At 71.2% G+C, this 26363-nt stretch carries 28 protein-coding genes and 1 pseudogene; 16 read left to right on the top strand and 13 right to left on the bottom strand.

Annotation, left to right across the window (positions count from 1 at the left end):
- Positions 1-52: 52 nt before the first annotated feature.
- Both ACIRR9_RS02730 and ACIRR9_RS02735 read right to left on the bottom strand, forming a co-directional pair.
- On the bottom strand, positions 53-487 hold the full coding sequence (locus tag ACIRR9_RS02730; protein ID WP_403746859.1) for an ATP-binding protein: 435 nt from the start codon (positions 485-487) through the stop codon (positions 53-55).
- A 295-nt stretch (positions 488-782) separates the two neighbouring features.
- Positions 783-1781: a heavy metal transporter gene (locus ACIRR9_RS02735; protein ID WP_403746862.1), complete on the bottom strand. Its 999-nt coding sequence runs from the start codon at positions 1779-1781 to the stop codon at positions 783-785.
- Between the two features lie 93 nt (positions 1782-1874).
- Between ACIRR9_RS02735 and dapE the strand changes: the two genes are divergently transcribed.
- Positions 1875-2954, top strand: coding sequence for a succinyl-diaminopimelate desuccinylase (gene dapE / locus ACIRR9_RS02740; RefSeq protein ID WP_403746864.1), 1080 nt, complete (start codon positions 1875-1877; stop codon positions 2952-2954).
- 104 nt (positions 2955-3058) lie between these two features.
- Positions 3059-3817: a TIGR00730 family Rossman fold protein gene (locus ACIRR9_RS02745; protein WP_403746866.1), complete on the top strand. Its 759-nt coding sequence runs from the start codon at positions 3059-3061 to the stop codon at positions 3815-3817.
- A 117-nt stretch (positions 3818-3934) separates the two neighbouring features.
- On the opposite strand, the gene folP is transcribed toward ACIRR9_RS02745, so the two are convergent.
- Positions 3935-4795: a dihydropteroate synthase gene (gene folP / locus ACIRR9_RS02750; RefSeq protein ID WP_403250950.1), complete on the bottom strand. Its 861-nt coding sequence runs from the start codon at positions 4793-4795 to the stop codon at positions 3935-3937.
- A gap of 160 nt (positions 4796-4955) precedes the next feature.
- On the opposite strand from folP, the gene ACIRR9_RS02755 reads away from it, so the two are divergent.
- Together ACIRR9_RS02755 and ACIRR9_RS02760 are read left to right on the top strand one after the other, a co-directional pair.
- Entirely contained in the window at positions 4956-5315 is a 360-nt protein-coding gene (locus ACIRR9_RS02755) for a DivIVA domain-containing protein (protein ID WP_403746868.1), read from the top strand.
- Between the two features lie 14 nt (positions 5316-5329).
- Positions 5330-5917 carry a DNA-3-methyladenine glycosylase I gene (locus tag ACIRR9_RS02760; RefSeq protein WP_403747042.1) on the top strand — a complete coding sequence of 196 codons (588 nt, stop codon included), beginning with the start codon at positions 5330-5332 and terminating at the stop codon, positions 5915-5917.
- Between the two features lie 100 nt (positions 5918-6017).
- Here the strand turns inward: ACIRR9_RS02760 and ACIRR9_RS02765 are convergent, their stop codons facing one another.
- Complete coding sequence (locus ACIRR9_RS02765; protein WP_403746869.1) at positions 6018-6821, bottom strand: enoyl-CoA hydratase/isomerase family protein; 804 nt, start codon at positions 6819-6821, stop codon at positions 6018-6020.
- A 379-nt stretch (positions 6822-7200) separates the two neighbouring features.
- Here ACIRR9_RS02765 and ACIRR9_RS02770 point away from each other — a divergent pair, with 379 nt between their 5' ends.
- Positions 7201-7368, top strand: a complete 168-nt coding sequence (locus ACIRR9_RS02770; RefSeq protein ID WP_069751535.1) for a DUF3117 domain-containing protein — start codon at positions 7201-7203, stop codon at positions 7366-7368.
- Between the two features lie 88 nt (positions 7369-7456).
- Here the strand turns inward: ACIRR9_RS02770 and ACIRR9_RS02775 are convergent, their stop codons facing one another.
- Positions 7457-8140, bottom strand: a complete 684-nt coding sequence (locus tag ACIRR9_RS02775; protein ID WP_365347876.1) for an O-methyltransferase — start codon at positions 8138-8140, stop codon at positions 7457-7459.
- A gap of 250 nt (positions 8141-8390) precedes the next feature.
- Between ACIRR9_RS02775 and sigE the strand changes: the two genes are divergently transcribed.
- The 5 genes from sigE (at position 8391) to ACIRR9_RS02800 (ending at position 13589) form a co-directional block, all read left to right on the top strand.
- Positions 8391-9107, top strand: a complete 717-nt coding sequence (sigE, locus tag ACIRR9_RS02780; protein ID WP_123974332.1) for an RNA polymerase sigma factor SigE — start codon at positions 8391-8393, stop codon at positions 9105-9107.
- Positions 9104-10099 carry an anti-sigma factor family protein gene (locus ACIRR9_RS02785; protein ID WP_403746872.1) on the top strand — a complete coding sequence of 332 codons (996 nt, stop codon included), beginning with the start codon at positions 9104-9106 and terminating at the stop codon, positions 10097-10099. Before sigE ends, ACIRR9_RS02785 begins: the two co-directional genes overlap by 4 nt.
- A gap of 148 nt (positions 10100-10247) precedes the next feature.
- Positions 10248-12032 carry a trypsin-like peptidase domain-containing protein gene (locus ACIRR9_RS02790; RefSeq protein ID WP_403746873.1) on the top strand — a complete coding sequence of 595 codons (1785 nt, stop codon included), beginning with the start codon at positions 10248-10250 and terminating at the stop codon, positions 12030-12032.
- A gap of 201 nt (positions 12033-12233) precedes the next feature.
- Positions 12234-12695: a sec-independent translocase gene (locus ACIRR9_RS02795; RefSeq protein ID WP_365347870.1), complete on the top strand. Its 462-nt coding sequence runs from the start codon at positions 12234-12236 to the stop codon at positions 12693-12695.
- Between the two features lie 222 nt (positions 12696-12917).
- Positions 12918-13589 carry a hypothetical protein gene (locus ACIRR9_RS02800; RefSeq protein ID WP_365347868.1) on the top strand — a complete coding sequence of 224 codons (672 nt, stop codon included), beginning with the start codon at positions 12918-12920 and terminating at the stop codon, positions 13587-13589.
- A 160-nt stretch (positions 13590-13749) separates the two neighbouring features.
- Here the strand turns inward: ACIRR9_RS02800 and ACIRR9_RS02805 are convergent, their stop codons facing one another.
- The 3 genes from ACIRR9_RS02805 to ACIRR9_RS02815 are packed head-to-tail and all read right to left on the bottom strand — an operon-like array spanning position 13750 to position 16814.
- On the bottom strand, positions 13750-14883 hold the full coding sequence (locus ACIRR9_RS02805; RefSeq protein WP_365347866.1) for an Mrp/NBP35 family ATP-binding protein: 1134 nt from the start codon (positions 14881-14883) through the stop codon (positions 13750-13752).
- Between the two features lie 43 nt (positions 14884-14926).
- A complete protein-coding gene (locus ACIRR9_RS02810) occupies positions 14927-15523 on the bottom strand; it encodes a DUF1003 domain-containing protein (protein WP_365347864.1) in 597 nt (198 codons plus the stop codon).
- Entirely contained in the window at positions 15513-16814 is a 1302-nt protein-coding gene (locus ACIRR9_RS02815; RefSeq protein WP_365347862.1) for a magnesium transporter MgtE N-terminal domain-containing protein, read from the bottom strand. The genes ACIRR9_RS02810 and ACIRR9_RS02815 overlap by 11 nt, the downstream gene beginning before the upstream one ends.
- 199 nt (positions 16815-17013) lie before the next feature.
- On the opposite strand from ACIRR9_RS02815, the gene ACIRR9_RS02820 reads away from it, so the two are divergent.
- Positions 17014-17739 carry a hypothetical protein gene (locus ACIRR9_RS02820; protein ID WP_403746877.1) on the top strand — a complete coding sequence of 242 codons (726 nt, stop codon included), beginning with the start codon at positions 17014-17016 and terminating at the stop codon, positions 17737-17739.
- Positions 17740-18152: 413 nt separating this feature from the next.
- Here ACIRR9_RS02820 and ACIRR9_RS02825 read toward each other — a convergent pair whose 3' ends face one another.
- Both ACIRR9_RS02825 and ACIRR9_RS02830 read right to left on the bottom strand, forming a co-directional pair.
- Positions 18153-18665: a hypothetical protein gene (locus ACIRR9_RS02825; protein ID WP_403746879.1), complete on the bottom strand. Its 513-nt coding sequence runs from the start codon at positions 18663-18665 to the stop codon at positions 18153-18155.
- Between the two features lie 10 nt (positions 18666-18675).
- The gene (locus ACIRR9_RS02830) at positions 18676-19806 is read right to left on the bottom strand and encodes a magnesium and cobalt transport protein CorA (protein WP_365347858.1); all 1131 of its coding nucleotides are present in this window, start codon (positions 19804-19806) and stop codon (positions 18676-18678) included.
- 514 nt (positions 19807-20320) lie between these two features.
- Between ACIRR9_RS02830 and ACIRR9_RS02835 the strand changes: the two genes are divergently transcribed.
- The 4 genes from ACIRR9_RS02835 to ACIRR9_RS02850 all read left to right on the top strand — a co-directional run bounded on the left by ACIRR9_RS02835 (position 20321) and on the right by ACIRR9_RS02850 (position 23505).
- A complete protein-coding gene (locus ACIRR9_RS02835; RefSeq protein ID WP_403746881.1) occupies positions 20321-20917 on the top strand; it encodes a suppressor of fused domain protein in 597 nt (198 codons plus the stop codon).
- 211 nt (positions 20918-21128) lie between these two features.
- Positions 21129-21770 carry a DUF6758 family protein gene (locus tag ACIRR9_RS02840; protein ID WP_403746882.1) on the top strand — a complete coding sequence of 214 codons (642 nt, stop codon included), beginning with the start codon at positions 21129-21131 and terminating at the stop codon, positions 21768-21770.
- A 215-nt stretch (positions 21771-21985) separates the two neighbouring features.
- The gene (locus ACIRR9_RS02845) at positions 21986-22843 is read left to right on the top strand and encodes a PHP domain-containing protein (RefSeq protein ID WP_403746884.1); all 858 of its coding nucleotides are present in this window, start codon (positions 21986-21988) and stop codon (positions 22841-22843) included.
- A gap of 56 nt (positions 22844-22899) precedes the next feature.
- Entirely contained in the window at positions 22900-23505 is a 606-nt protein-coding gene (locus ACIRR9_RS02850) for a MarC family protein (protein ID WP_403746887.1), read from the top strand.
- Positions 23506-23634: 129 nt separating this feature from the next.
- Here the strand turns inward: ACIRR9_RS02850 and ACIRR9_RS02855 are convergent, their stop codons facing one another.
- The gene (locus ACIRR9_RS02855; protein ID WP_316775443.1) at positions 23635-23787 is read right to left on the bottom strand and encodes a hypothetical protein; all 153 of its coding nucleotides are present in this window, start codon (positions 23785-23787) and stop codon (positions 23635-23637) included.
- A 160-nt stretch (positions 23788-23947) separates the two neighbouring features.
- Here ACIRR9_RS02855 and ACIRR9_RS02860 point away from each other — a divergent pair, with 160 nt between their 5' ends.
- Positions 23948-24847, top strand: a complete 900-nt coding sequence (locus ACIRR9_RS02860) for an NYN domain-containing protein (protein ID WP_365347949.1) — start codon at positions 23948-23950, stop codon at positions 24845-24847.
- On the opposite strand, the gene ACIRR9_RS02865 is transcribed toward ACIRR9_RS02860, so the two are convergent.
- Together ACIRR9_RS02865 and ACIRR9_RS02870 are read right to left on the bottom strand one after the other, a co-directional pair.
- On the bottom strand, positions 24844-25740 hold the full coding sequence (locus tag ACIRR9_RS02865) for an alpha/beta fold hydrolase (RefSeq protein WP_403746889.1): 897 nt from the start codon (positions 25738-25740) through the stop codon (positions 24844-24846). The two genes, ACIRR9_RS02860 and ACIRR9_RS02865, sit on opposite strands and share 4 nt — an antisense overlap.
- Before the next feature lie 128 nt (positions 25741-25868).
- A pseudogene (locus ACIRR9_RS02870) lies at positions 25869-26363 on the bottom strand (ATP-dependent helicase); the annotation flags it as partial.

The raw sequence follows: 26363 nt of genomic DNA on the forward strand, positions 1-26363 counted from the left end.
CTTTCGAAGTCACCGGTCTGAATTCACCGGCACCGGCGCCGACGCCCCGCCGTCAGCCCCCCAGCGGAAGCCCCTTGACCGGCAGGCCGCCCTTCGCGAGCCCATCCGTCGGCAGCCCACCCTTGGCCGCCGTGGACGTCGCACCGCCCAGCAGCCCGCCCGCGGAGCCGGCCGCGTCGCCCGCGGTGTGCTGCACCGTCGGCGCCACTTTCCTGACGGCCTTGCCGCCGGTCTTGGCCGCGGCCGGCACCGTCGACTCCACGGCCTTGCCTCCGGTGTGACCGAGGGTCCCGGTGACGTGCTGCGTCGCACCGTCGGCGGTGTTGCCGACGTTCGTCCCGTCCAGCGCGGTCAGACCGCCCAGGTTCGGGGTGGCCGGCAGGCTCGGGGCCGCGCCGGCGGAGCCGGCCGCACCGACCCCGGCAGCCGCTCCCGCTGCGACGAGCAGCGCGGCACGGGCGATCCGGCGGGTCAGAGGGAGGGACATGATGCTCCATTCGACGGGAGGGAACGTGATCGCCGTGACTACCGCTCGAAGCCCGCGAAGGTTGCGGAGGCCCAAGGTAAAGAATTGATAACGCATCGCATTATCGGGTGTGGATAAAAACGGGCAAAGGGCGTCGGCAACGCGGCCCCGCAGAATCCTTACGCCCCCACGCTCCCAAGGGATTTCACGCATGCGCGAGTGAGCGTGCGAAAACCTGCGCACACCACGTACGTGTCCCGTCCCGGCTGACCCGCCGGAGTGAAATCCCGAACTGCCGCCCGAACTGCTGCCCGGCCTACTGCCCGGTCACGATCCGCACCGACCCCGCGGACTTCTCCGCACCGCCCGTGCTCTGGGAAGAGGTCGCCTGCCACTGGCTGTCCGTGCTCCCGGCGGCCCACTCCCGGCCCGCGTACGACACTCGCTGGATGTGCAGCGCCGTGGAGTTGGCCACCGCCCAGTGCGCGAGCTGCCAGCCGCGCTCGCTCTCGGTGCGCCCCGCCTTGTCGGTCTTCTTCCCCTCCGGCACCGGCACGGTCACGGTCCGCCCGTGCGCCGTGGCGGTCAGGCTCGGCGTCGGCGTCGGCGCCTTCACCGGCACACCGCTCACCTCCGCGCCGGCCTCCTCGACCGCGTCCCGCCCGAAGTCCCGTACCAGGGCGGTCCGTACCGCGTCCGGGCCGACGGCCGTCGCCACGGTCGTGGCCGCGGGGCGCCCGTCGCAGGTCAGGGTGGCCGCCGCCTGCCCGGTGAGGGCCGCCGCCAGCAGCGTGGCGTCCTCCTCGTGCTTGGCGTAGGCCTCCGGGTAGCCGCTGCGCTGCACGCGCTGCGCGGCCACCGTCAGCGGCAGGGTCTGGTAGTCGGGCACCTTGGCCAGGTGCGCGTAGAAGATGCCCGCCGCGTACGCCGGGTCCAGGATCTGCGCCTTGGTGCCCCAGCCCTGCGAGGGCCGCTGCTGGAACAGGCCCAGCGAATCCCGGTCGCCGTGCTTGATGTTGAGCAGCCCCGACTCCTGGATCGAGGTCGCCAGGGCGATGGCCACCGCCCGCTCGGGCATGCCCCGGCCGGTGCCGACGGCGGCGATCGTCGCCGCGTTCACCGCCTGCTCGGGCGTGAACTGGTACGACTCGCCGTCGCTCCGGCCCGAGACGACCTTGCAGCCCTCGGTGCCACCGCCTCCGGTGACGTACTGGACGACCAGGTAGGCCGCGACGCCGCACAGGATCAGCAGGCCCGACATGAAGCGCAGGAGGCGGCGGTAACGCTTGGGGCGGGTGGGGGACGGCTCTGGCACGCGTACAACATACTGGAGAGTACGAGGCGCTCAACCCCGGGTGCGGAAGCCTGTGAACCTGCCCACAGGCTGGAGCGCGCTAGGGTCGAAGCCATGGCCGACACCTCGCTTGACCTCACGCTGGACGCCGCCGCGCTGACCGCGCAACTCGTCGACTTCCCCTCGGAGAGTGGTGCCGAGAAGCCGCTCGCGGACGCGATCGAGGACGCGCTGCGGGCCCTGCCGCATCTGACGGTCGACCGGTACGGCAACAACGTGATCGCCCGCACGAACCTGGGGCGCGCGGAGCGGGTGATCCTGGCCGGCCACATCGACACCGTCCCGATCGCCGACAACGTGCCGTCCCGGCTGGACGAGGACGGCGTGCTGTGGGGTTGCGGGACCTGCGACATGAAGTCGGGCGTCGCGGTCCAGCTGCGCATCGCGGCCACCGTCCCGGCCCCGAACCGCGACCTGACCTTCGTCTTCTACGACAACGAGGAGGTCGCCGCGCATCTCAACGGCCTCAAGCACGTCGTCGAGGCCCACCCGGACTGGCTGGCCGGCGACTTCGCGGTACTCCTCGAACCGTCGGACGGCGAGGTCGAGGGCGGCTGCCAGGGCACCCTGCGCGTGCTGCTGAGGACGAAGGGGGAGCGCGCGCACTCGGCGCGCTCCTGGATGGGCTCCAACGCGATCCACGCGGCCGCCCCGATCCTGGCCCGCCTCGCCGCCTACGAGCCGCGCTACCCGGTCATCGACGGCCTGGAGTACCGCGAGGGCCTCAACGCGGTCGGCATCTCGGGCGGGGTGGCCGGCAACGTCATCCCCGACGAGTGCGTGGTCACCGTCAACTTCCGGTACGCCCCCGACCGTTCCGAGGAGGAGGCGATCGCGCATGTCCGCGAGGTCTTCGCCGACTGCGGGGTCGCGGAGTTCGTGATCGACGACCGCAGCCCCGGCGCGCTGCCCGGCCTCTCCCACCCGGCCGCGGCGGCCTTCATCGAGGCGGTCGGCGGTACTCCGATGCCCAAGTACGGCTGGACCGACGTCTCCCGCTTCTCGTCCCTCGGTGTCCCCGCGGTCAACTACGGCCCCGGCAACCCGCACTTGGCGCACAAAAGGGATGAAAGGGTGGAAATCTCCAAGATCTTGGCGGGCGAGGAGCGACTCCGCGCCTGGCTGACGAGGTGACGGGCACAGTGGCGCTTCACACCCGACATGCCGACGTCCCGCGCACGTAACCCGAGCGGATCTACGCTGGGGCGGATACACCTGCAAGCGGAGGGAGCGCGCATATGCCTACCGGGAACCCCGAGGGGAAAAAGGTGCCGCCGGACGAGCAGCGCCTGGGACCGGTCCTCCGACGGCGCGGTCAGGTGACCCGCAGCACGACGGACCAGCGCCTCCTGGACGCGGGCGGCCCCTCCGACTGGGTCCACACGGACCCCTGGCGGGTGCTGCGCATCCAGTCGGAGTTCATCGAGGGCTTCGGCACGCTCGCCGAACTTCCGCCCGCGATCAGCGTGTTCGGCTCCGCGCGGACGCTGGTGGACTCACCGGAGTACGACGCGGGCGTGAAGCTCGGCCGGGGCCTGGTCGAGGCGGGCTGGGCCGTGATCACGGGCGGCGGCCCGGGAGCCATGGAGGCGGCCAACAAGGGCGCGCTGGAGGCGGGCGGAGTCTCGGTCGGCCTCGGCATCGAGCTCCCCTTCGAACAGGGACTCAACCCCTACGTCGACATCGGCCTCAACTTCCGCTACTTCTTCGTGCGGAAGATGATGTTCGTCAAGTACGCACAGGGCTTCGTCGTCCTGCCGGGCGGTCTCGGCACCCTCGACGAACTCTTCGAGGCCCTCACCCTGGTCCAGACCCAGAAGGTCACCCGCTTCCCGATCGTCCTGTTCGGCAGCGCGTACTGGGGCGGCCTGGTCGACTGGCTGACCAACACACTGATCGCCCAGGGCAAGGCGTCCGAGAAGGACCTGCTCCTGTTCCACGTCACGGACGACGTGGCGGAGGCGGTGGCACTGGTGTCGAAGGAAGCGGCCCGCTGAAGCCGTCGTTGCCCGCCCACCGACCCGACTCGTTCTGTCGTGCACTTCTCGATCCACCGAGTCGGGTGGTGGGTGGGCGAGGTTCTCGGGGGTCTGGGGGGCGAAGCCCCCGGGCCGCTACGCCAGCCCCCGCCGGGCCACCGCCGGAGGCCGGTGCCCGGCGATCGCCGCCACCATGTCCAGCACCTGCCGGGTCTCCGCCACCTCGTGCACCCGGTAGACCTGCGCCCCCAGCCACGCCGACACCGCCGTCGTCGCCAGCGTGCCGATCACCCGCTCCTTCAGCGGCCGGTCCAGCGTCTCGCCCACGAAGTCCTTGTTGGACAGCGAGACCAGCACCGGCCACCCCGTCCCGACCATCTCGTCCAGCCGCCGCGTCGCCTCAAGGCTGTGCCGGGTGTTCTTGCCGAAGTCGTGCCCGGGATCGATCATCACCGACTCCCGGGGCACCCCCAGCGCGACGGCCCGCTCGGCCAGCCCGAGGGTCACCCGCAGAATGTCGGCCATGACGTCGTCGTAGGTCACCCGGTGCGGCCGCGTCCGAGGCTCGGCCCCGCCCGCGTGCGTGCACACCAGCCCCACCCGGTACCGCGCCGCGACCTCCGCCAGCCCCGGATCGACCCCGCCCCACGCGTCGTTCAGCACATCCGCCCCGGCCTCGCAGACGGCCTCCGCGACCGACGCCCGCCAGGTGTCCACGCTGATGACGACCTCCGGGAACCGCCGCCGTACCTCCGCGACGAACCCGACGGTCCGCCGTGCCTCCTCCTCGGCGGTGACCTCCTCGCCCGGCCCGGCCTTCACCCCGCCGATGTCGATGATCGCGGCCCCCTCGGCGACCGCCTGCTCCACGCGCGCGAGGGCCGGCTCGTCACGGAAGGTCGCCCCCTGGTCGTAGAAGGAGTCCGGCGTCCGGTTCACGATCGCCATGATCACCGGCTCGTTCGGTCCGAATTCCCGCCTGCCCAGCCTGAGCATCCCCTGTGACCTCTCGTAGTAAATGCCTCGCTACGGCCGCCTGCGACCCTAACCGTCAGACTCGCATGGCACGATCGGACACAGACACATTCGATACCGAGCACACTGAGCACAACGAGTGCTGCTGTACCGAGCTTCATCGAGCCTGGGGGCCACCGCGATGGTTATGTTCCTGTTCCTGGTCGTCGCGCTCGCGGTCGTGGTCGCCGCGGTCACGCTCTCCGTGGTGAGCGGCGGCGAGAGCAGCCCGCTGCCGGAGGTCGCCCCGGAGCGGTTCCAGGACCCGCTGCCCCCGGACCGCCCGGTCAACCGCGCGGACGTGGACAGCCTCCGTTTCCCGCTCGCCCCGCGCGGCTACCGCATGGCGGACGTCGACGACGCGCTCAGCCGTCTCGGCGCCGAGCTCGCGGAGCGCGACGCCCGGATCGCCGACCTGGAGTCCGCGCTGGCCGGCGCCCAGGCCGGGCCGCGTACCGCGCACACCTCGCTGGACAAGCCCGCGTCGGAGGACCGGCCGTGACCGAGGACGGCGAGGTGACCGTGGGCGCGGCCGTGGCCGGCCCGGACGGCAGGCTCCGCTGCCCCTGGGCCCTGTCCACCGAGGACTATGTGGCGTACCACGACGAGGAGTGGGGCCGCCCGGTCCACGGCGACGACGCCCTCTACGAGCGCCTCAGCCTGGAGGCCTTCCAGTCGGGCCTCTCCTGGATCACGATCCTCCGCCGCCGCCCGGGCTTCCGGGCGGCCTTCGCCGACTTCCACATCGAGAAGGTCGCGACCTTCACGGAGGAGGACCGCGAACGCCTGCTGGCCGACCCGGGCATCATCCGCAACAGATCGAAGATCGACGCGACGATGGCCAACGCGAAGGTCCTGGCGGAGTGGGCGCCGGGCGAGCTGGACGAGCTGATCTGGTCGCACGCCCCGAAGCCGGGCACCTACCCCGCGCCGAAGACCCTGTCCGACGTCCAGGCGGTCACCCCGGAGTCCACGGCCCTGTCGAAGGCCCTGAAGAAGCGCGGCCTGCGCTTCATCGGCCCGACGACGGCGTACGCCCTGATGCAGGCATGCGGCCTGGTCAACGACCACCTGGAAACTTGCGTCGCGCGTAGCGCCCCGTAAGGGGCGCTGGGGGTACCCCCGGCCGGAGGCTGGGGGAGGAACTGCGCGACCGGCCACGACGCACCCGCAGTTCCCCACGGCGCGCTACCGCCCCAAAAACTCACCGCCCCAAGTACTTGGGCTTCTCCTTGTTCACGAACGCCTGCACGGCGATCCCGTGGTCCTCGGAAGCCCCGGCCCGAGCCTGCAGCTCGTCCTCTTTCTGCAGCGTCTCGTCCAAGGAGTGCGACAGCCCGTAGGCGACGGCCTCCTTCAGCGCCGCGTACGCCACGGTCGGACCGTCGGCCAGCGTCCGGGCCACCTTCTCGGCCTCGGCCCGCAGCTCCGCCGCCGGCACGACCTTGTTGGCGATACCCCACTCGTACGCGTCCTGCGCGCTGATGCTCCGCGGGAACAGCAGCAGGTCGGCGGCGCGCCCCGGCCCCACCACCCGGGGCAGCGTCCACGACACCCCGGAGTCCGCGGTCAGCGCTACCCCGGCGAACGACGTGTTGAAGGCAGCCGTGTCGGCGACCACCCGGTAGTCCGCGGCCAGCGCGAACCCGAACCCGGCCCCGGCGGCCACCCCGTTCACGCCGGCCACCACCGGCTTCCGCGCCGACACCAGCGCCCGCACGATCGGGTTGTAGTGCTCCCGGACCGTCGTCATCGTCTGCCCCGCGCCCGTCTCCCGGTCGGACGCGAGCAGAGTGATGTGCTCCTTGAGGTCCTGGCCCACACAGAACGCCCGGTCCCCGGCCGCGGTCAGCAGGATCGCCCGGACCGTCGTGTCGGCCGCCGCCTCCTGCGCGGCCTCCCGAAGGGCGACCTTCGTCGCGATGTTGAGCGCGTTCATCGCCTCGGGGCGGTTCAGCGTGATCGTCGCGAGCCCGTCGCTCACTTCGTAGAGCACGGTGTCGGTCATGGTGCTTCCCCTCCGTCGTCTTCGCCGTCGCGGCTGACGTACCGCTCAGTACGTCGATGCCCGAAGGACAGCATGGCGGAGTTCGCCGTCCCGGACCCGGACCCGACGTGTGACCTGCGTCAAAGAAAACCGGAGGCGACTCGGGCGGCGTAAGGGCGCACGGCGGCGCAGTATCGCAGCCACATCGCCGAATTGGGTGGTTTTGCTCGCGCGCGTTGCCCAAGCGATGCCGACTGATGTTGGTCATCGGGTCCTGAGATGCGGGATAATGGCCTGGAAGCAATGTGTTCGATGCCGGTGTCGCGTGTCCCGCGAGGATCACGCGTGCCCTCCAGGGCCGTCGGTAGACGATGAGCTGTTTTCAGGAAGGGGAACGAGCATGGCGGCCATGAAGCCGCGGACGGGTGATGGCCCGCTCGAGGTGACCAAGGAGGGGCGGGGCATCGTCATGCGCGTTCCGCTCGAAGGCGGCGGTCGGCTCGTCGTCGAGCTGACCCCTGACGAGGCAGCGGCGCTCGCCGACGCCCTCAAGAACGTCGTCGGCTGAGGCGTCAGCGACCATACCCTTTCGGCCGCCCCGGTACCGCAAGCGGTGCCGGGGCGTTGCCGTACCCCCGGACACTCCCCGCCCGGGGTCAGCGCTTGACGGCGCAGAGCAGCCCGTCGCCGACCGGCAGCAGCGACGGCACCAACTCCGGGCTCTCCCGGACCGAGCGCAGCAGCTCGCGCAGCCGCAGCACCTCGGTCGGCTGGGGTCCGGAGTCGACCGTACGGCCGTTGGCGAAGACGCCCTCGAAAACCACCAGGCCACCGGGGCGCAGCAGGCGCAACGATTCAGCGAGGTAGTCGGAGTACTCCTGGCGGTCGCCGTCGCAGAAGACCAGGTCGTAACCGGCGTCCGCGAGACGGGGCAGCACGTCGAGGGCGCGGCCCGGGATGAAGCGGGCCCGGTTGCTGGCGAAGCCACAGGCGCGGAAGGCCTGCCTGGCGAACTGCTGGTGCTCCGGCTCCGGATCCACGGTGGTCAGCACGCCGTCCGGGCGCATCCCGTGCAGCAGATGCATCCCGGACACCCCGCACCCCGTGCCGATCTCGGCGACCGCCTTGGCGTCCACGGAGGCGGCGAGCATGCGCAGCGCGGCGCCCGTGCCGGGCGACACCGAGCGCAGTCCTGCCTCGCGGGCCCGGTCACGGGCCCACCGCAGTGCTTCGTCCTCGGCGACGTAGGCGTCGGCGAACGCCCAGCTCGTCTGCCGGTTGCCGGTAATGACCCTCTCCTGTCCCCGTGGTTGCCTGGGCGTGACTGTATCCGTTGGCACCGGGAACCCGCAGATGGGACCGGGCGTTTAGAGGGGTGGAAGACGACGCGGGGGGACACGAATGGATCACGACGACAGGGAAGCGGTCGATCAGCTGCTGATGCGGCTGGACGAGCCCTATCAGCACAGATCAAATTCTCGTAAAACCGCTTATCCGGAGCTAACGGGCGAGGTGGCTATGGTAGGGGCTCCACTGGACACCACCAGAGCCGACAGGGGAGGTGCGGCTGCGCCCGCGGATCGGGGAGGAGTGCTGCGGCGCTTTCTCGGATCGGCAGGCAGGCCGAAATCCGTGAACGACACCGCTGCTGACCCAAGCCACGCCGAAGCCTTCGCCATGGGCGAGGCCCAGACCGCGACCTTCTCCACCGACGCGGACGGGCAGGCATGGACTCCGCCCACGTGGGAGGAGATCGTCAGCACGCACAGCGGCCGCGTCTACCGCCTGGCCTACCGCCTCACCGGTAACCAGCACGACGCCGAGGACCTCACCCAGGAGGTCTTCGTCCGCGTCTTCCGCTCCCTGTCGACCTACTCGCCGGGCACCTTCGAGGGCTGGCTGCACCGCATCACGACCAACCTGTTCCTCGACATGGTCCGGCGCAAGCAGCGCATCCGCTTCGACGCCCTGGGCGAGGACGCGGCCGAGCGCCTGCCCAGCCGCGAGCCCACCCCCTCGCAGGCCTTCAACGACGCGCACTTCGACGCCGACGTCCAGCAGGCCCTGGACACCCTCGCGCCCGAGTTCCGCGCCGCCGTCGTCCTGTGCGACATCGAGGGCCTGTCGTACGAGGAGATCGCCGCGACCCTCGGCGTCAAGCTCGGCACGGTCCGCTCCCGTATCCACCGCGGCCGCTCGCAGCTGCGCAAGGCCCTCGCGCACCGCTCCCCGGAGGCCCGCAAGGCCGAGCGGCGCTCCTTCGTGCCCCGCGTTCCCGCACTGGGAGGAGGGGGCGCGACCGCGTGAGTGGATCACGACCGAAACCTGTTGAGCGACAGCTCGCCGAGCAGCACCTGGGAGACCGACTCTCCGCCCTGGTGGACGGAGAGCTCGGTCACGAGTCGCGTGACCGCGTCCTGGCCCACCTGGCGACCTGCGCCCGGTGCAAGGCCGAGGCGGACGCCCAGCGCGCACTGAAGAGCGTCTTCGCGCAGGCCGCCCCGCCCCCGCCCTCCGAGAGCTTCCTCGCCCGTCTCCAGGGGCTGCCCGGGGGCGGCGACACGGACGGCGGCTCGCCGTTCGGCGGGGGAGGCCCCTCGGGACGCAGATCCGACAGCGGGCTCTTCGGCGTGAGCCGGGAGGACCGCTTCGAGTTCGGCTATGTCCCGGCCCACCCGCACGACGCGGCCGCGGCCGCCGACCGAGGCTTCCGCATCCACCCCGTCGGCCGCCCGGACGGCGACCGCTCCGCCTCGCGCGGCATCCGGTTCGCGTTCGTCGCCGCTGGAGCGGTCTCGCTGGCCGCCGTCGCCCTCGGCGGGGTCACCGCGGGCATGCCCGGCACACCGGCCGCCGACGCCCGGTCCACCGGAGGCGGCAGCGTCGCCCCGGCCGGTACCGCGGGCACGGGCACGACCGGCGCTGCCGACGCACAGCGCCGCCGCTCGCTCACCCCGCTGCTGGCGTCCGGCACGTTCCTCGGCGGCACGACCGCGGCGGCCACGGCGGCCTCCACCTCGGTGTCCGCTCCGCTGCTCCCCGGGGTGCCCTCCCCGGCCGCGGCGCAGCAGGCGCTGCGGGAACTGACCGCACCGGTGATGGCCGGCGCGGCCGCTGTCTCCCCGCTGATACGGCCGCTGACCGCCAACCCGCCGTTCGCCCTCACCTCGTGGGCCGGCACCCCCGGCACCCCCGGGGCGACCGTCACCAGCCTGCTCGCCGCACCCGTCCCCGACACGACCTCCGCTCCCTCCCCGTCCTCCTCGCAGTCCTCTCATTCCTCCCGCGCGGCCCACTGACCGCCTGTCGAACGGCCCCTGCGCGGCGAGCCGCGAACCTGGTTGAATCCTGTGAGCCAGCCATGCCCGAGACAGTGCTCCGGGCACGGATTCGACCTTCCGCGAGCCCGCCCGTGCGTGGGGGCCGCGGGGTAGCCGCGAGGAGAACATGGACGAGGCGATACCGACGTCACCGGAGACACCCGGAGATGCGGTGCCTGCTGCGGGGGAGCGGGCCAAGGAGGTGACACCGGCCGTGCCGAACGGGGCGGCCGCGGACACCGACGGCGACTTCCGATTCGCAGCCCCGGCGGTGGCCCCCGCCGGGAACGTCCAGGAGGCCACCGAAGGCGGGGACGACTCCGAACCGAAGCCGCCGACGGGCGAGGCCGAGGCGCTCCGGAACCCGGCCATGGTGCCGGACCCGGCCGAGGCGCTCCCGGACCCGGCGGAGATGCTCCTGAACCCCGCCGAGGCGCCGGACGTGACCGTCCAGAATGCCGCCGCTACCGGTCGCGCATCCGCCGCGGAGGGCGTCATCGCTGTGGAGTCCCGTCCGGCTGCGGAGGGCGCCGCCGCCGTGGACTCCGCTCCGGCCGTGGAGGGTGTTGCCGACGCCGGATCCGGCCCGGCCGCTGATCGCCCCCAGCAGCCCCGTCACGACCCCGACCCCTACGGCACCCCGCCCTACGGCCGTCCCGGCCCCTGGGCCCCCGCTCCGCCCGTTCAGCACCCGGCCACGCTCGCCGCCGAGCAGGCCCCGCCGGCCGACGGCACCTGGGGCGCGCAGACGGACCTCCGGCAGACCGGGGCGGGCGGGCCGGCGGCGGGGCGCAGGCGTGCGCGCAGCCGGCGGACCTTCGCCGCGGGCGCGCTGCTGCTCGCGGTGGTCTCCGGTGTGGGCGGCGGGCTGATCGGCGCCTATCTGGAGCGCACCGACGGCCTGGAGGCCGTACAACTGCCCCAGCCCGGTCCGCCGCCTCCCGGGCGGCCGCCGGGCAGCATCGCCGTGATCGCCGCGCGGGCGCTGCCCAGCGTCGTCACCCTGCATGTCACCGGCACCGACGAACAGGCCACCGGCACCGGCTTCGTGCTCGATGCGCAGGGCCACATCCTCACCAACAACCACGTCGTCGCACCCGCGGTGTCCGGCGGCGGCCGGATAACGGTGACGTTCAGCAGCGGAGCCGCCGCCACGGCGACCGTCGTCGGCCGGGACAGCGGCTACGACCTGGCCGTCGTCCAGGTGCACGGCGTCCGCGGCCTCACGCCCCTGCCCCTCGGCGACTCCGACGACGTCCGCGTCGGTGATCCGGTCGTCGCCATCGGCGCCCCCTTCGACCTGCCCAACACCGTCACCGCCGGGATCATCAGCGCCAAGGAACGGCCCATCACCGCGGGCGGCGAGAACAGTGACGGCAGCGACGTCTCGTACGTCGACGCGCTCCAGACGGACGCGCCGATCAACCCGGGCAACTCCGGCGGCCCCCTGCTCGACTCCCGCGCCCGGGCGGTCGGGGTCAACTCCGCGATCCGCTCCGCCGACAGCGCGGACGGCCTCGGCGACGGGCAGGCGGGGTCGATCGGGCTCGGCTTCGCCATCCCGATCAACCAGGCCAAACGCGTCGCCGAGGAACTGATCGGCACCGGGAGGGCGACCCACCCGGTCATCGGGATCACCCTCGACATGAACTACACCGGCGACGGCGCCCGCATCGACGACAAGGCCGCCGACGGCGGACCGGCGGTCACCGCGGACGGCCCCGGCGCACGGGCCGGTCTGCGGGCCGGCGATGTCATCACCGGACTCGACGGACAGCCGGTCCACTCCGGTGAGGAGCTGATCGTCCGCACCCGGGCGCACCGCCCCGGCGACCGGCTGAGCCTCACCGTCGAGCGGGCCGGCGCCGAAATGCGGCTCGCGCTGGTCCTGGGCTCTTCGGACAGGAACTGACAGAAACCTCACAGGCGGGGTCCCATACAGGCCCCGACTAGGCAAACAACCCGGAAAACCGGTCGTATACACGCAGTCCGAGAGCCCGGGACAGTACCGGTCGGACAGGTGGGCCGGGTACCGTGGACCCGGCCCGGACCACGGAACACCCGCAACAGCGACCGGAGGGCCGAGGACCGCGGACATCGCAAGGAGCTTCAGGTGTTCAATGACGTAGGACCGCTCGAGCTGGTGACCATCGTTGTGATCGCCGTGCTCGTCTTCGGTCCGGACAAGCTCCCGAAGGTCATCCAGGACATCACGCGGACCATTCGCAAGATCCGGGAGTTCTCGGAGAGCGCCAAGGCGGACATCCGCCAGGAACTCGGTCCTGAGTTCAAGGACTTCGAGTTCGAGGACCTCAACCCCAAGACGTTCGTCCGCAAGCACCTCGACAACGACGAACTGGGGCTCAAGGAGATCCGCAACGGCTTCGACCTGAAGAAGGAGATGGCCGAGGTCACGGACGCGGTGAACAGCCGCGAGGCCGACTCCGCGTCCTCGTCCTCCTCGTCGTCTTCTTCTTCGCCGTCCTCTTCGGGGGGCGGCCGGATCGACATGACCAAAAAGCCCGAGGGCTCGGGCGACGACGACCGTCCGCCCTTCGACGCGGACGCCACCTGAGCCTCCTCACACATCCGGACGAGCGGCGTACGTGACGCGTTTCATAGCGCGAGTACGCCGCTCACGGCTTGATCCGGCCTTTCGGGCGACCCACGCGCCGGGCGCTTTCGCTGCTGGTCCCGGCAGTGTCGATATGCTGCCGAGTTGTTGTGCGGACCGGACGAGTGCGCCCGAAGGGGGGCGGGCCGCCCCGGACCGACTGAGCGAGGAGGCGTCCGGCAGATGGAGACGACAAGTCGGGTGGACGGACAGGCGTCGGTCGCGGCGGGCGGACAGCAGTTCGCCGCCGCCCGCCGCACGGTCGACGGCTACCTGCTGGCGCCCTTCCCTTGGTACGGCCTCGACGAGGCGTTCACGGGGCCGCGCTGGCTGATGCAGGTGGGCATGGCGGCCGACGGGGCCGTCGAGCACGGGTCGATCGGACACGGGGACGAGCCGTCGGTGCGCAACGAGCACCTGGCCGCGGCCGCGAACGAGTCGAGGGAGAAGTTCGCGGTGGTCGTGACCGTCGCGGCGAGCCCGTCCCGGCGGAGCGCCGACGGCACGGGTCTCCTGGAGGCCACGTCGGTCTCCTCGGCCGCGTGGCTGGCCGGCGTCGGCCTGCTGTCCTTCACCTGGCCGGGCCAGATGGACCACAGCCTCCGGGACGACTGGCTGGACCAGCAGACCGAGACCGCGTGGGAACTGGCCGACGACCTGGCGGGCGACGTGTGGTCGACGCTGTCCCTCCCGGTGGACGGGGTGTCCACGCCGTTCCACTACCGGGAGTCGGAGTTCGGCTGGGTGCTGGCCGGTTCCACGTCGGAGGGGGTGCATCTGGGGGCGTACGGCAGAGGGATGTCCGCGTACGGTCTCGGATTCGCCATGATCAAGGACATCGCCGAGTACGCCTGACGCGTCGGCCGCGCGTCCGCGCGAGCAGGGCCACGGGCACCGGCCGGGACGGCGTACGACGAAGGGGGCGCCGTCCCTGACGGACGGCGCCCCCTTCGTCGTATCGCCTCCGGAGCTCGTTCGGAGCTCCGGAGCGGAGTCCGTTCGGAGCCCGTTCGGCCTAGAACTTGTTCTTCGGTGTGATGCCCAGCGACAGCCCCGACAGGCCCCGCTGCCGGCCGCCCAGCTTGCCCGCGATCGCGCGCAGGGCCGAGCCCGCCGGGGAGGCGGGGTCGGTCAGGACGATCGGCTTGCCCTCGTCGCCGCCCTCGCGGAGGCGGACGTCGATCGGGATGTTGCCCAGGACCGGGACCGTGGCGCCCGTCGTGCGGGTCAGGCCGTCGGCGACCAGCTGGCCGCCGCCCGTGCCGAAGACGTCGAGCATCTCGCCGCAGTGCGGGCAGGGCAGGCCGGACATGTTCTCGACCACGCCGACGATCTTCTGGTGGGTCTGCACCGCGATGGAGCCCGCGCGCTCGGCCACCTCGGCCGCCGCCTGCTGCGGGGTCGTGACGACCAGGATCTCCGCGTTCGGGACCAGCTGGGCGACCGAGATGGCGATGTCGCCGGTGCCCGGCGGAAGGTCCATGAGCAGGACGTCCAGGTCGCCCCAGTAGACGTCCGAGAGGAACTGCTGGAGGGCGCGGTGCAGCATCGGGCCGCGCCAGACGACCGGGGTGTTGCCCGGGGTGAACATGCCGATGGAGATGACCTTCACGCCGTTCGCCGACGGCGGCATGATCATGTTCTCGACCTGGGTGGGGAGGCCGTCCGCGCCGAGCATGCGCGGGACGGAGTGGCCGTAGATGTCCGCGTCGACCACGCCCACCTTGAGGCCGTCGGCGGCCATCGCGGCGGCGAGGTTCACCGTCACCGACGACTTGCCGACGCCGCCCTTGCCCGAGGCGACGGCGTAGACGCGGGTGAGGCTGCCGGGCTTGGCGAAGGGGACCTCGCGCTCGGCCTGCCCGCCGCGCAGCGCGGACGCCAGCTCCTTGCGCTGCTCGTCGCTCATCACGTCCAGCGTCACGTCGACCCGGGTGACCCCATCCACCCGGGAGACCGCGTCCGTGACGCGCTGGGTGATCGTGTCCCGCATGGGGCAGCCCGAGACCGTCAGGTACACGGTGACCGCGACCGCGCCGTCCTCCCCGATCTCCACCGATTTGACCATCCCCAGTTCGGTGATGGGTCGGTTGATCTCGGGGTCGTTCACCGTCGCCAGTGCCTCGCGCACCGCGTCTTCGCTAGCCATACAGACGATGGTACGGCGAGGTGCAGTGCCCCCATAACGCCCCTCAACGGTCGTCTACGTCACGCCTCGCCGACCGTTCTGCCGGGAATACGGCATGTTCGTGATGCCCGTTCCGCCGCTCGTCCATCTCCTTGAGCAGGTCCTGCAGCTCCGAGCGGATCCAGTCCCGGGTCGCCACCTCGCCCAGCCCCATCCGCAGGGCGGCGATCTCCCGGGTCAGATACTCGGTGTCCGCGATGGACCGCTCGTTCTGCTTGCGGTCCTGTTCGAGGTTGACCCGGTCGCGGTCGTCCTGCCTGTTCTGCGCGAGCAGGATCAGCGGGGCCGCGTAGGAGGCCTGCAGGGACAGGGCCAGCGTCAGGAAGATGAACGGGTACTCGTCGAAACGGAACCTGCCGGGCACCACGATGTTCCACAGCACCCAGGCGATGATCACGAACGTCATCCAGACGATGAACCGTCCGGTGCCCAGGAACCGTGCGATGCGCTCGGACAGCCGTCCGAAGGCCTCCGGATCCCATTCGGGCAGCAGCCTGCGCCGCGGCGGACGCGGCTGGTCCAGGCGGGCCCCGCGGGGCCGGGAGGCCGCGGTGGCGCCCGACGGCATCCGCTCACGGCCGCTCTCACGTTCAGGTGCCATGGGTCCCCGCCCCCTTCTCCTCCGTCTGCTCCTCCCCGTCCAGGTGGAACTCGGTCTCCCGCCAGTCCTCCGGCAGCATGTGGTCCAGTACGTCGTCCACGGTCACCGCGCCGAGCAGCGACCCCGCTTCGTCCACCACAGGCGCGGCGACCATGTCGTACGTCGCGAAGAACCCGGCGATGACCGGGAGCGTGGCGTCGGGGTCGAGCGGCTGCAGGTCGTCGTCGACGAGCGAACTGACCAGGGTGTACGGGGGGTCGCGCAGCAGGCGCTGGAAGTGGACGGTGCCCAGGTACTTGCCGGTCGGGGTCTCGTCGGGCGGCCGGCAGACGTAGACCTGGGCGGCGAGGGCGGGGGAGAGGTCGGCGTTGCGGACCCGGGCGAGGGCGTCGGCGACGGTGGCGTCGGGGCGCAGCACGATCGGCTCGGTGGTCATCAGACCGCCCGCCGTGTGCTCCTCGTACGACATCAGGCGCCGCATCTCGGCCGCGTCCGCCGGCTGCATCAGGCTCAGCAGCCGTTCCTTGTCCTGTTCCGGCAGCTCGGCGAGCAGGTCGGCCGCGTCGTCCGGATCCATGGCCTCCAGGATGTCCGCCGCCCGCTCCTCCTTCAGCTTGCCGAGGATCTCGATCTGGTCGTCCTCGGGGAGCTCCTCCAGCACGTCGGCCAGGCGGTCGTCGTCCAGTGCGGCGGCCACCTCCGCGCGGCGCTTGGCGGAGAGGTGGTGCAGCACGTTGGCGAGGTCGGCCGGGCGCAGCTGCTCGAAGGTGGCGAGCAGGCTCTCGGCGCCCTGGCCGTGCTCCTCCAGGGAGAAGCCGGTGACCTGCGACCACTCGACCGTGAGCGTCTCGCCCCTGGCCCGCCGGAAGGTGCCCGTCCTGCCCTTGCGGACGAAGACCCGGTCCACCTCCCAGTCCCGGCGGGCCGGCAGCTGCTGCACGGCCAGGTCGAGGACGGTGACCTCCTCGTCCGTCTCGACCAGTTTGACGCGGCGGTCGAGGAGTTCGCCGAAGACCAGGCGTTCGGTGGGGCGCTGCTCGAAGCGGCGGACGTTGAGCACGCCGGTCGTGATGATCTGACCGGACTCGACGCTCGTCACCCGGGTCATGGGCAGGAAGATCCGGCGCCGGGTGGACAGTTCGACGACCAGGCCGAGCAGTCGCGGGGGCTTGCGGCCGACGCGCAGCATGACGACGAGGTCCCTGACGCGGCCCACTTGATCGCCGTTGGGATCGAAGACGGCGACACCGGCGAGGTGCGAGACGAAGATCCGGGGAGCGCCGGCTGCCATGGTTTCGCTTCCTTTGCCTATGGACGTGCCACTTGATGTTCTTCCTGTCTTTTCTGCCCGCTCGGTGGGCTTCAGGCTAGCCCGTACCGATCGGATACGCCCTGGTGGGCGGTCCGGACGGACCCGCTCCGCCGGGCGGGTGGGGCACCGGTACGCTGCGGTACGCCGTGCCGGATCCGTCAGAAGGGTGGCCCTGTCTGTGACCACGATCGCTCCGGGAAGTACGCGCCGCGCCGCAGCGACGACGGCGGTGTGCGCACTGGCCGTCCTCACCGGATGCAGCGAGAATCCGGACGCGGGGACCAACGGCGTGGGGAAGCTGTCCGCGGCCGTGATCCAGTCGAGGACGCGGGCCGCGGCGACGTCGGTGGAGACGGTACGGATGGCGGGGACCGTGGTGACGAGCGGGCGCACGTACCAGCTGGACATGCGCCTGAACAAGGACGGCGGAACCGGGTCGGTCACCTCGAAGGGCTCGACCTTCCAGCTGCTGCGGGTGGGCGAGAGGCTGTATCTGCAGGCCGACGCGGACTTCTGGAACCATGCGGACGGCAGCGACACGAGTGCGGCCGGGACGCTCGGCGGCAAGTACGTGAAGGTGCCGCAGGGGGACCCCGCGTACAAGAAATTCAGCGGCTTCACGGACAAGGATCTCCTCCTCTCGGGCCTGCTGACCCTGCACGGCCCGCTCTCGACGGCGGGCCATCACGAACAATCGGGCACCCCCACGATCCGCATCACCGGCGACGGCGGCTCGGGCGGCACCCTCGACGTCTCCCTGGACGGCAAGCCGTACCCCCTCCGCCTGGAGCGCGGCGGCGGCGCCGGCACGCTCACCTTCTCGGACTGGGGTAAGGACTTCAGCGTCTCCGAGCCGGAGAAGGGTGAGACGGTGGACTACGGGCGACAACTGCCGACGTCATAGGGGGCGTCGAGGACAGCTTGCGGCGGATTCGGCACCGCCGGCCGACACCGCGGGGGCTGAGCACCACCACGGCGGACCGATGGAACCGGCGAGCTCATGAGGCCGACGGCTTCACGGGACCGACGAGCTTCTGGGACCGGTGGGTTTACGAGACTGGCGGGTTGCTGGGACCGGCGGGTTTATGAGGCCGATGGGCTGCTGGGGCCGGTGGGTGCTTTGAGCCGGTGGGTGCTTTGAGCCGGTGGGTTTGTGGCACCGGTGGGTTCTTGGGACCGGCGAGAATCCGGGATCGGCGGGTTCGTGGGGTGGGGGCGACGGTTTGGCTTGAAGTGCTGGGCCCCTTTGATTCCGTCGCGACGGCGATCAGCCGCGACGGTGTCGACCGGCGGTGCCGAACTCCGCGCAGCCCTCGGCTACTTGGTCTTTCTCCGCTTGGCGAGCAGCCGCGGCAGGCCGGCCGGGATCGGGTGGCGGGTGGTGGCCCGGGTCGGTACCGGTGCCTCCGCCAGGTTCCCCGTCGGCAGTGACCCCGTCGCCCCCGTCGGCGTCAGGCGCAGCACCCTGCACTCTCTCGCCCACCGCTCCGTCATCGCCTCGCCGTCGGGTGCGTTGAGGCGTTTGCCCTTCAGCTCCGCCACCGCCGCCTCCCACTCGGGGGAACCGGCGGACAGTTCGGTCACCGTCGCCGTCCAGGTGACCAGCCGGCCGCCCTTGTCCTTGCTGCGGACGGTCACCTCCGCCGACCCCCCGTCGGCCAGCCCCGTCAACGGCTGCTCGGCCCCGTCGCCGACCAGGCACACGCCCCCGTCGGCCCACGCATGCCACACCGCACGCGCGGCCGGCGCCCCGGCGCCCCGGACCCAGACGAGGCCGGACTTCTTCGTGGCCTCCTCGACGAGGGCCTGGTCGAGCAGCTCACTTGTCATGGCGCCCACCCTAGAGCCAGCCGTTGCGCTTGAGCGTGCGGTGGATGCCGAGGCAGATGACGACCGTGACGCCCATGATCGCCGGGTAGCCGTACTTCCAGTGCAGCTCCGGCATGTACTTGAAGTTCATGCCGTACACCCCGCACACCATCGTCGGTACGGCGATGATCGCGGCCCAGGCCGTGATCTTCCGCATGTCCTCGTTCTGCGCCACGGACGCCTGCGCGAGGTTGGCCTGGAGGATGGAGTTGAGGAGTTCGTCGAAGCCGACGACCTGCTCCTGGACGCGGGCGAGGTGGTCGGCGACGTCCCGGAAGTACTTCTGGATGTCGGGGTCGACCAGCCGCATCGGACGCTCGCTCAGCAGCTGCATCGGGCGGAGCAGGGGCGACACCGCGCGCTTGAACTCCAGCACCTCGCGCTTGAGTTGGTAGATGCGCGCCGAGTCGACACCTCGGGAGACCCCGCCCTTGCGGCTGGGCGTGAAGACCTCGGTCTCCACCTCGTCGATGTCGTCCTGCACCGCGTCGGCGACCGCGACATAGCCGTCCACGACGTGGTCGGCGATGGCGTGCAGCACGGCCGAGGGGCCCTTGGCGAGCAGCTCGGGGTCGTCCTGGAGCCGGTGCCGCAGCGCCCGCAGCGAGCCCTGGCCGCCGTGCCGGACGGTGATGAAGAAGTCCCGACCGGTGAAGCACATGACCTCGCCGGTCTCCACGACCTCGCTGTTCGCGGTGAGCTGGTCGTGCTCGACGTAGTGGATGGTCTTGAAGACGGTGAAGAGCGAGTCGTCGTACCGCTCCAGCTTCGGGCGCTGGTGGGCCTGGACGGCGTCCTCCACGGCCAGCGGGTGCAGCCCGAACTCGCTTGCGATAACGGCGAATTCGGCCTCGGTCGGCTCGTGCAGGCCGATCCACACGAACCCGCCGTCGCGGCGCACCAGCCGCATCGCCTCGTGCGGGGTCAGCGGCTTCGCGGTCTGGACGCGGGCGCCGTCGCGGTACACGGCGCAGTCGACGACGGCCGACGGCGTACCGGGGTCGCGGGTGGTGTCGTACGCGCCGGTGTCCGGCCGCAGGCTCTTGCGCAGGGACGGACGGGACGGGCGCACCACGGCACGGAGGTCGCGGATCATCGACATGGGCAGGCTCCTTCGCGACAGGCAACGAAAGATCACCGGTTGAACGGGTGGAACTACCCGGAATGAGGACGTCCTGACAAGGGGTATCCCCACCCTTTGGGTAGGGGAAGGATGTTTGGCACGTCCACAAAGCGGGGAGCACCGCACCATTGCGGTGATGTCTTCGCTACTGATTCGGATCAGACGAACAGATCCAGACCGATCCGGAGCGGATCAGTCAGAGGGATCAGGCAAGCGAAACGAAGTGCTCTTCCGAACGACAACGCGCACGAAAAGGCGGCAGCCAGCCAGAGAAGGAATCAGAGGCCGGAAGAGCGAGTGGTACTGCACGGGTGACTTCGATCCATGACAGCCCCACCTCCTCCAGCCGGTCCCTCGTAAGGGAGTGCCAACGGTGTCGGGGACTTACCGCGACGCGCTGCGTGCTGCCCAGAACCACCGCGGTCAGAGTAGCAGTAGCCCTCAGTGTCAAGGCGCTGCTTTGCCCGGTACTGACGAGTTCTATGCTCACGACATGGCTGATGTTCTTCCTCTGGTCGAGGCCCGGTTGAGCACCGCGCTGGGCGAACCGGACGCGCGTGCGGCGGTCACCTTCCTCGGTACGGACCGTATCGAGGTGCTCCGTTTCCACGAGGATCTCCAGGGCGAGAACGTCGCCCGCTACGTCACGCTCGGTATGTCCGCGCACCCCATGGCCGACCCCACCGCGATGGTCGCCGACCCTGTCAAGGGACCCCGGGCGGAGCTGGTCCTGTCGGTCCGCGCCGGGCTCGCCGAGACCGACAAGGTGCTCCGCGCGCTCGCCGTACTCGCCGCGTCTCCGCAGGTCGAGGGCCTGATTGTGGCACCGGGTGCATCCCTCGACGTCGGCGATCCGCTGTGGCCCGGCGCCCCCTTCACCTCGGTCCTGGTCGGCGAGCCGGGCGGTCTCGTCGAGGATCTGGAGCTGGACGAGCCTCTCGACCCCGTACGGTTCCTGCCGCTGCTGCCGATGACGCCGAACGAGGCCGCCTGGAAGCGTGTGCACGGCGCGCAGGCCCTCCAGGAGCGCTGGCTCGCGAACGGGACGGATCTCCGGGATCCGAACCGGAAGTCCGTCCCGCTTGACTGACCCGCCGGACGGCCACAAGGGTGAGCAAGCTCACCAAGCGCCGTCCGGGGGAAGTCAGTTGGCAAAGGCCGCGGCGAAGCCCTCCGCGGGGTGCCCGGCGCCCACCGGATCGGAAGGGCGCGCACCGATGCCCGCCTCTTTGCGAGGTTGCGTGCGCCGGTCGGGTGATCGTCCTTGACGTGGGGGATTCCGGGTAGGACCGTGGGGCCCTATGAGGGGCGAACCCAGTTGCCCGAAGTGTGGTGGCCGGGTCAGGGCTCCCGGACTCTTCGCCGACACCTGGCAGTGCGACGTGCACGGGACCGTGCATCCGGTACAGCCCGTGATCCCGCCCAGCGTCGAGGCCCTCGGTGTGGTGGTGCACCGCACCCAGGTGCCGGTGTGGATGCCCTGGCCGTTGCCGGTCGGCTGGCTGTTCACGGGTGTGGCGTGCGCCGGTGACGACCGCAGCGGGGGGCGTGCGACGGCCGTCGCCTGCTCCGGACCCGCGCCGCTCGGCGGCATAGGGGAGATGATCCTGGTCGCCGAGGAACTGGGCGTCGGGCTCGGGGCGCGGTACGCGGGCATCGACGGGCCGGATCCCGGGCCGGGGATGAACGTGGAGAAGCCGCCGCAGGCGAAGGTGCTGGCCGCCGGGCGGCCGACGCCGCTGTGGCATGTGTCCGGGGCGCCGGACGACAGGGCCGTTTTCGCGGGCGAGGCCCGGGGACTGTGGCTGTGGATCGTGGTGTGGCCCGAGCAGACCGGGTTGCTGATGTACGACGAACTGGTGCTGACGGACCTGCGGGACGCGGGGGCGGAGCTGGACCTGGTGCCTTGCGGTGCGTTGTCGCCGCGCTTGCTCGAGCCGTAGCGCCCAAGGGGGTGGGGTGTCGGCCGGTGCGCGGCAGCAGGTGGTGTGTGGCCGCTTGCGCAGTTCCTCCCCCAGCCTTCGGCCGGGGGTACCCCCAGCGCCCCTGGGTTGGCTGCGTAAAGGTCACTCACAGGTTTCGGGTGTGACAGGGCAGCTCCGTCAAGCCGTTATCCTTGACGCGTCCCTATCCGTGTCGTCCCGCTGGAGTCCGTGTCGTGCGTATCGATCTGCACTGCCACTCCACCGCTTCCGACGGTACGGACACCCCGGCCGAGCTGGTGCGCAATGCCGCCGCTGCCGGGCTGGACGTCGTCGCGCTGACCGACCACGACACCACCCGCGGGTACGCCGAGGCCGTCGCCGCGCTGCCCGAGGGGCTCACCCTGGTCACCGGGGCCGAGCTGTCCTGCCGTGTCGACGGCGTCTCCATGCACATGCTGGCCTACCTCTTCGACCCCGAGGAGCCCGATCTGCTCGCCGAGCGTGAGCTGGTCCGGGACGACCGGGTGCCGCGCGCCCACGGCATGATCGCCAAGCTGAACGGGCTGGGCGTGCCGGTCACCTGGGAGCAGGTCGCGCGGATCGCCGGGGACGGCTCGGTGGGGCGGCCGCATGTCGCCTCCGCGCTCGTCGAGCTCGGTGTCGTACCGACCGTGAGCGACGCCTTCACGCAGGAGTGGCTGGCCGACGGCGGCCGGGCCTACATGGAGAAGCACGAGACCGACCCCTTCGAGGCGATCCGGCTGGTCAAGCAGGCCGGCGGGGTGTGTGTGTTCGCGCACCCGGGGGCCTCCAAGCGCGGGCGTATCGTGCCGGAGTCCGCGATCGCCGAGATGGCCGCGGCCGGCCTCGACGGCATCGAGGTCGACCACATGGACCACGACGAGGACACGCGCGCACGGCTGCGGGGCCTCGCCGGGGAGCTGGGGCTGCTGGTCACCGGGTCGTCCGACTACCACGGCAGCCGCAAGACCGTGCTGCTCGGTGAGTACACGACCGACCCCGAGGTGTACGGCGAGATCACCCGCCGGGCGACGGGCGCGTTCCCGGTGCCGGGGACCGGCGGGGCCTGAGGTCCGCCCGCGCACTTCCCGTCCGTCTTTCTCCACGCAAGGCATGTAGCTCCGTCATGTTCGACCTCGCCGTCTTCGGCTCCCTCTTCCTGACCCTCTTCGTCATCATGGATCCCCCGGGGATCACCCCGATCTTCCTCGCCCTCACCGCCGGCCGGCCCGGCAAGGTGCAGAAGCGGATGGCCTTCCAGGCCGTGTGCGTGGCGGGCGGTGTGATCACGGTCTTCGGACTGCTGGGGCACCAGATCCTGGACTATCTGCATGTCTCCGTGCCCGCGCTGATGATCGCGGGCGGGCTGCTGCTCCTGCTCATCGCCCTCGACCTGCTCACCGGCAAGACCGACGAGCCGAAGCAGACCAAGGACGTGAACGTGGCACTGGTGCCGCTGGGCATGCCCCTGCTGGCCGGCCCCGGTGCGATCGTGTCGGTCATCCTCGCCGTGCAGAAGGCGGGCAGTGTCGCCGCCCAGGTGTCCGTGTGGACCGCGATCCTCGCGATCCATGTGGTGCTGTGGCTGGTGATGCGCTACTCGCTGCTGATCATCCGGGTCATCAAGGACGGCGGCGTGGTGCTGGTGACACGGCTGGCGGGCATGATGCTCTCCGCGATCGCCGTGCAGCAGATCATCAACGGTGTCACCCAGGTGATCAAGGGCGGGTAGCCGCTCCGCACAGAAACGCAGAGCCCCCGTACGGTATCGATGCCGTACGGGGGCTCTGAAGACTCTGCGGTGTTCCGCGCGTCAGTACTGCTTCACTAATGCTTCACTGCTTCGTGTCGCGTCGTCGTGTTACGAAGCCTGGTTCTCGGCCGGTCGGATCCACAGGCGCTGCCCGATGGCGGCGGCCTGCTGCACGATCCTGTTGACGGAGGCGGCGTCCACGACGGTGCTGTCCACGGTCGTGCCGTCAACCTCGTCGAGTCGCATGATCTCGAAGCGCATGGCCTCTCCCTTCGTCGCTGTTCTGACCTAGTCAACGACTTGCGTGTTACAAACATTCCCTACGCTAAAGAAATTTTTCGAACGGCTAATTACTGACCGGTACGAGGTATCGAGGAGACTGACCGGGACTGGTTGTGTTCGCAGCGTGACCGCCGGGACAATGGAGGTGATGAACGACGACCTCGCCGCCCTCCGGGCCCGTATCGACCACACGAACGAGCTGCTCACCCGCATGCTCGCCGAGGTGGCCAAGACGCCCTCGACGCATGCGATCTTCGTCGACGCCGGCTACCTGTACGCGGCCACGGGTCGGCTCGTCGCCGGGACGGAGGACCGCCGCGCCTTCGACCTCGACGCCGAGGGGCTGATCGAGGCGCTCATCGACAAGGCCCGCCAGATCTTCGCGGACAGCAGGCTGCTGCGCGTCTACTGGTACGACGGCGCCCGCCGCCGTATCCACACCGCCGAGCAGCAGACCATCGCCGAGCTGCCCGACGTCAAGGTCCGCCTCGGCAACCTCAACGCCAACAACCAGCAGAAAGGCGTCGACTCCCTGATCCGCACGGACCTGGAGTCACTGGCCCGGCACCGCGCGATCAGTGACGCGGCCCTGCTCGGCGGCGACGAGGACCTGGTCTCCGCGGTCGAGGCCGCCCAGGGGTACGGCGCCCGCGTCCACCTCTGGGGCATCGAGGCCCCGGAAGGCCGCAACCAGGCCGAGCCGCTGCTCTGGGAGGTCGACAGCCAGCGCACCCTCGACCTCGAGTTCTTCAAGCCGTACGTCTCCAGACGCACCGCCGCCTACGAGACCGGCACCCCCCGGCCCACCCGCGAGGACGTCCGCTTCGTCGGCGCGCAGATCGCCGCGAAGTGGCTGTCCGCACGCGGCCGTGAGGCACTCGTCGAGCTGCTGCCCGGCCATCCCTACCTGCCCGGCCCGGTCGACCAGGACCTCCTCGTCGAGGCCGAGGGCATGCTCCAGTACTCCCTGCGCGGCCAGGCCGACCTCCGCCGCGCCCTGCGGGACGGCTTCTGGGAGCACCTCCAGACGCAGTACTAGCCCTGCTGGGGGGTGCCGTCCCAGAACGCGGCGATCGCCTCGGCGGTGGGGGCCGGCCGCTCGGTGTTGGGAGAGTGCTCCGCCCCCGCGATGACCGTCCTGTGCGCCCCCAGCCGTAGCGCCATGTCGTCCAGCAGCGGCACCGGCCAGGTGTCGTCCCGCGCACCCGACAGCACGTGGAACGGCAGCGGTACGGCCGCGAGTTCCGCGACGCGGTCCGGCTCGGTGCACAACTGGCGGCCGGTCGCGATGAGTTGGGCCGGCTTGTTGCCCAGCCAGCGGCGCCGCAGATCCGCGCCGTCCTCCGGTTCCCCGTCCAGGCCGTCGACCAGGCCCTCGTCCAGCTCCTCGGGCGCCTCCATGGCCTGCATGGCATCCCACACCTCGGCCATCGACATCACGGCGAGCGCGTCCCGCAGCAGCTTCACGCGCTGCTGCTGGGAGGCCGAGATCTGTGCCGGGCCCGACGCCATCAGGGTCAGCGAACGGAACGGCGCGTGGTCCAGGAGCACGGCCGCGCGCGCGATCTGACCGCCGAGGGAGTGCCCCAGCAGCTGCACGGGCCGGCCGTCGCCGACCGCCGCCGCCTGCGCGAGCACGTCCCGCGCCAACTCCTCCTGCGCGTAAGCCGATTCGTCGTCCGCCGGCCCGTCCGACTCGAACTGCCCGCGCCCGTCCACGGCGACCGTGCGGTACCCGCGCGCGCCGAGTGCCGCCAGCAGCGGGCTGAAGTCCTCCTTGCTGCCGGTGAACCCGGGCAGCAGCAGCGCGGTCCCCTTGGGCTCGGCCCCGGCGGCCACGGGTGCGTCGACGACGGCGAACTCACCCCGCTCGGTGGCGAGCGCGTACGCGCGGGCACCGGCGGGCGGGACAAAGGTACGAGGCCTGCTCATGGGGGAGAGGTTATCCGGAGGCCGGCGACGGCCCGGGAGACGGTGGGTGAATCCCGCAGCCCGGGGGCACGGACGCCGACGGCCCGGCCCACACGAAGTGGGCCGGGCCGTCGTGGTGCGTGCCGCGATCAGGCCTCGGGAGCCGCGGCAGCGGCCTTCCGGGTCCGGCGGACCTTCGGCTTGGCCTCCGGCTCCGCACTGGCCTGCGCCGGGATCTCCGCGGTGGCGGCGGCTGCCGTCTTGCGGGTGCGGCGGGGCTTGACCTCGGCGGCCTCGGCGGTGTCCACGGCCGCCTCGGCTGCGGCTGCGGCCGTCTTCCGGGTCCGTCGCGGCTTGGGCGCGGCTTCGGCCTCGACGACCTCCGGGGCGGCGGCTGCCGCCTTCCGGGTGCGGCGGGGCTTGGCCTCGGTGCCTTCGGCGGTGTCGACCGCGGCTTCGGCGGTCGCTGCCGCCTTGCGGGTGCGGCGTGGCTTGGGCTCCACGACCTCAGCGGTCTCGGTGACCTCCGGGGCGGCGGCCGCGGTCTTGCGGGTGCGGCGGGGCTTGGCCTCGGTGCCTTCGGCGGTGTCGACCGCGGCTTCGGCGGTCGCTGCCGCCTTGCGGGTGCGGCGTGGCTTGGGCTC

The organism is Streptomyces sp. NPDC101234 (assembly GCF_044767525.1).
GTDB lineage: Bacteria > Actinomycetota > Actinomycetes > Streptomycetales > Streptomycetaceae > Streptomyces > Streptomyces sasae.

What these genes read in the sequence shown, in the direction of transcription:
- ACIRR9_RS02730 (WP_403746859.1), bottom strand. Translation starts at nt 487, where the DNA reads ATGTCCCTCCCTCTGACCCGCCGGATCGCCCGTGCCGCGCTGCTCGTC.
- dapE (WP_403746864.1), top strand. Translation starts at nt 1,875, where the DNA reads ATGGCCGACACCTCGCTTGACCTCACGCTGGACGCCGCCGCGCTGACC.
- ACIRR9_RS02745 (WP_403746866.1), top strand. Translation starts at nt 3,059, where the DNA reads ATGCCTACCGGGAACCCCGAGGGGAAAAAGGTGCCGCCGGACGAGCAG.
- folP (WP_403250950.1), bottom strand. Translation starts at nt 4,795, where the DNA reads ATGCTCAGGCTGGGCAGGCGGGAATTCGGACCGAACGAGCCGGTGATC.
- ACIRR9_RS02755 (WP_403746868.1), top strand. Translation starts at nt 4,956, where the DNA reads ATGGTTATGTTCCTGTTCCTGGTCGTCGCGCTCGCGGTCGTGGTCGCC.
- ACIRR9_RS02765 (WP_403746869.1), bottom strand. Translation starts at nt 6,821, where the DNA reads ATGACCGACACCGTGCTCTACGAAGTGAGCGACGGGCTCGCGACGATC.
- ACIRR9_RS02770 (WP_069751535.1), top strand. Translation starts at nt 7,201, where the DNA reads ATGGCGGCCATGAAGCCGCGGACGGGTGATGGCCCGCTCGAGGTGACC.
- ACIRR9_RS02790 (WP_403746873.1), top strand. Translation starts at nt 10,248, where the DNA reads ATGGACGAGGCGATACCGACGTCACCGGAGACACCCGGAGATGCGGTG.
- ACIRR9_RS02800 (WP_365347868.1), top strand. Translation starts at nt 12,918, where the DNA reads ATGGAGACGACAAGTCGGGTGGACGGACAGGCGTCGGTCGCGGCGGGC.
- ACIRR9_RS02805 (WP_365347866.1), bottom strand. Translation starts at nt 14,883, where the DNA reads ATGGCTAGCGAAGACGCGGTGCGCGAGGCACTGGCGACGGTGAACGAC.
- ACIRR9_RS02810 (WP_365347864.1), bottom strand. Translation starts at nt 15,523, where the DNA reads ATGGCACCTGAACGTGAGAGCGGCCGTGAGCGGATGCCGTCGGGCGCC.
- ACIRR9_RS02815 (WP_365347862.1), bottom strand. Translation starts at nt 16,814, where the DNA reads ATGGCAGCCGGCGCTCCCCGGATCTTCGTCTCGCACCTCGCCGGTGTC.
- ACIRR9_RS02825 (WP_403746879.1), bottom strand. Translation starts at nt 18,665, where the DNA reads ATGACAAGTGAGCTGCTCGACCAGGCCCTCGTCGAGGAGGCCACGAAG.
- ACIRR9_RS02830 (WP_365347858.1), bottom strand. Translation starts at nt 19,806, where the DNA reads ATGTCGATGATCCGCGACCTCCGTGCCGTGGTGCGCCCGTCCCGTCCG.
- ACIRR9_RS02835 (WP_403746881.1), top strand. Translation starts at nt 20,321, where the DNA reads ATGGCTGATGTTCTTCCTCTGGTCGAGGCCCGGTTGAGCACCGCGCTG.
- ACIRR9_RS02840 (WP_403746882.1), top strand. Translation starts at nt 21,129, where the DNA reads ATGAGGGGCGAACCCAGTTGCCCGAAGTGTGGTGGCCGGGTCAGGGCT.
- ACIRR9_RS02850 (WP_403746887.1), top strand. Translation starts at nt 22,900, where the DNA reads ATGTTCGACCTCGCCGTCTTCGGCTCCCTCTTCCTGACCCTCTTCGTC.
- ACIRR9_RS02855 (WP_316775443.1), bottom strand. Translation starts at nt 23,787, where the DNA reads ATGCGCTTCGAGATCATGCGACTCGACGAGGTTGACGGCACGACCGTG.
- ACIRR9_RS02860 (WP_365347949.1), top strand. Translation starts at nt 23,948, where the DNA reads ATGGAGGTGATGAACGACGACCTCGCCGCCCTCCGGGCCCGTATCGAC.
- ACIRR9_RS02865 (WP_403746889.1), bottom strand. Translation starts at nt 25,740, where the DNA reads ATGAGCAGGCCTCGTACCTTTGTCCCGCCCGCCGGTGCCCGCGCGTAC.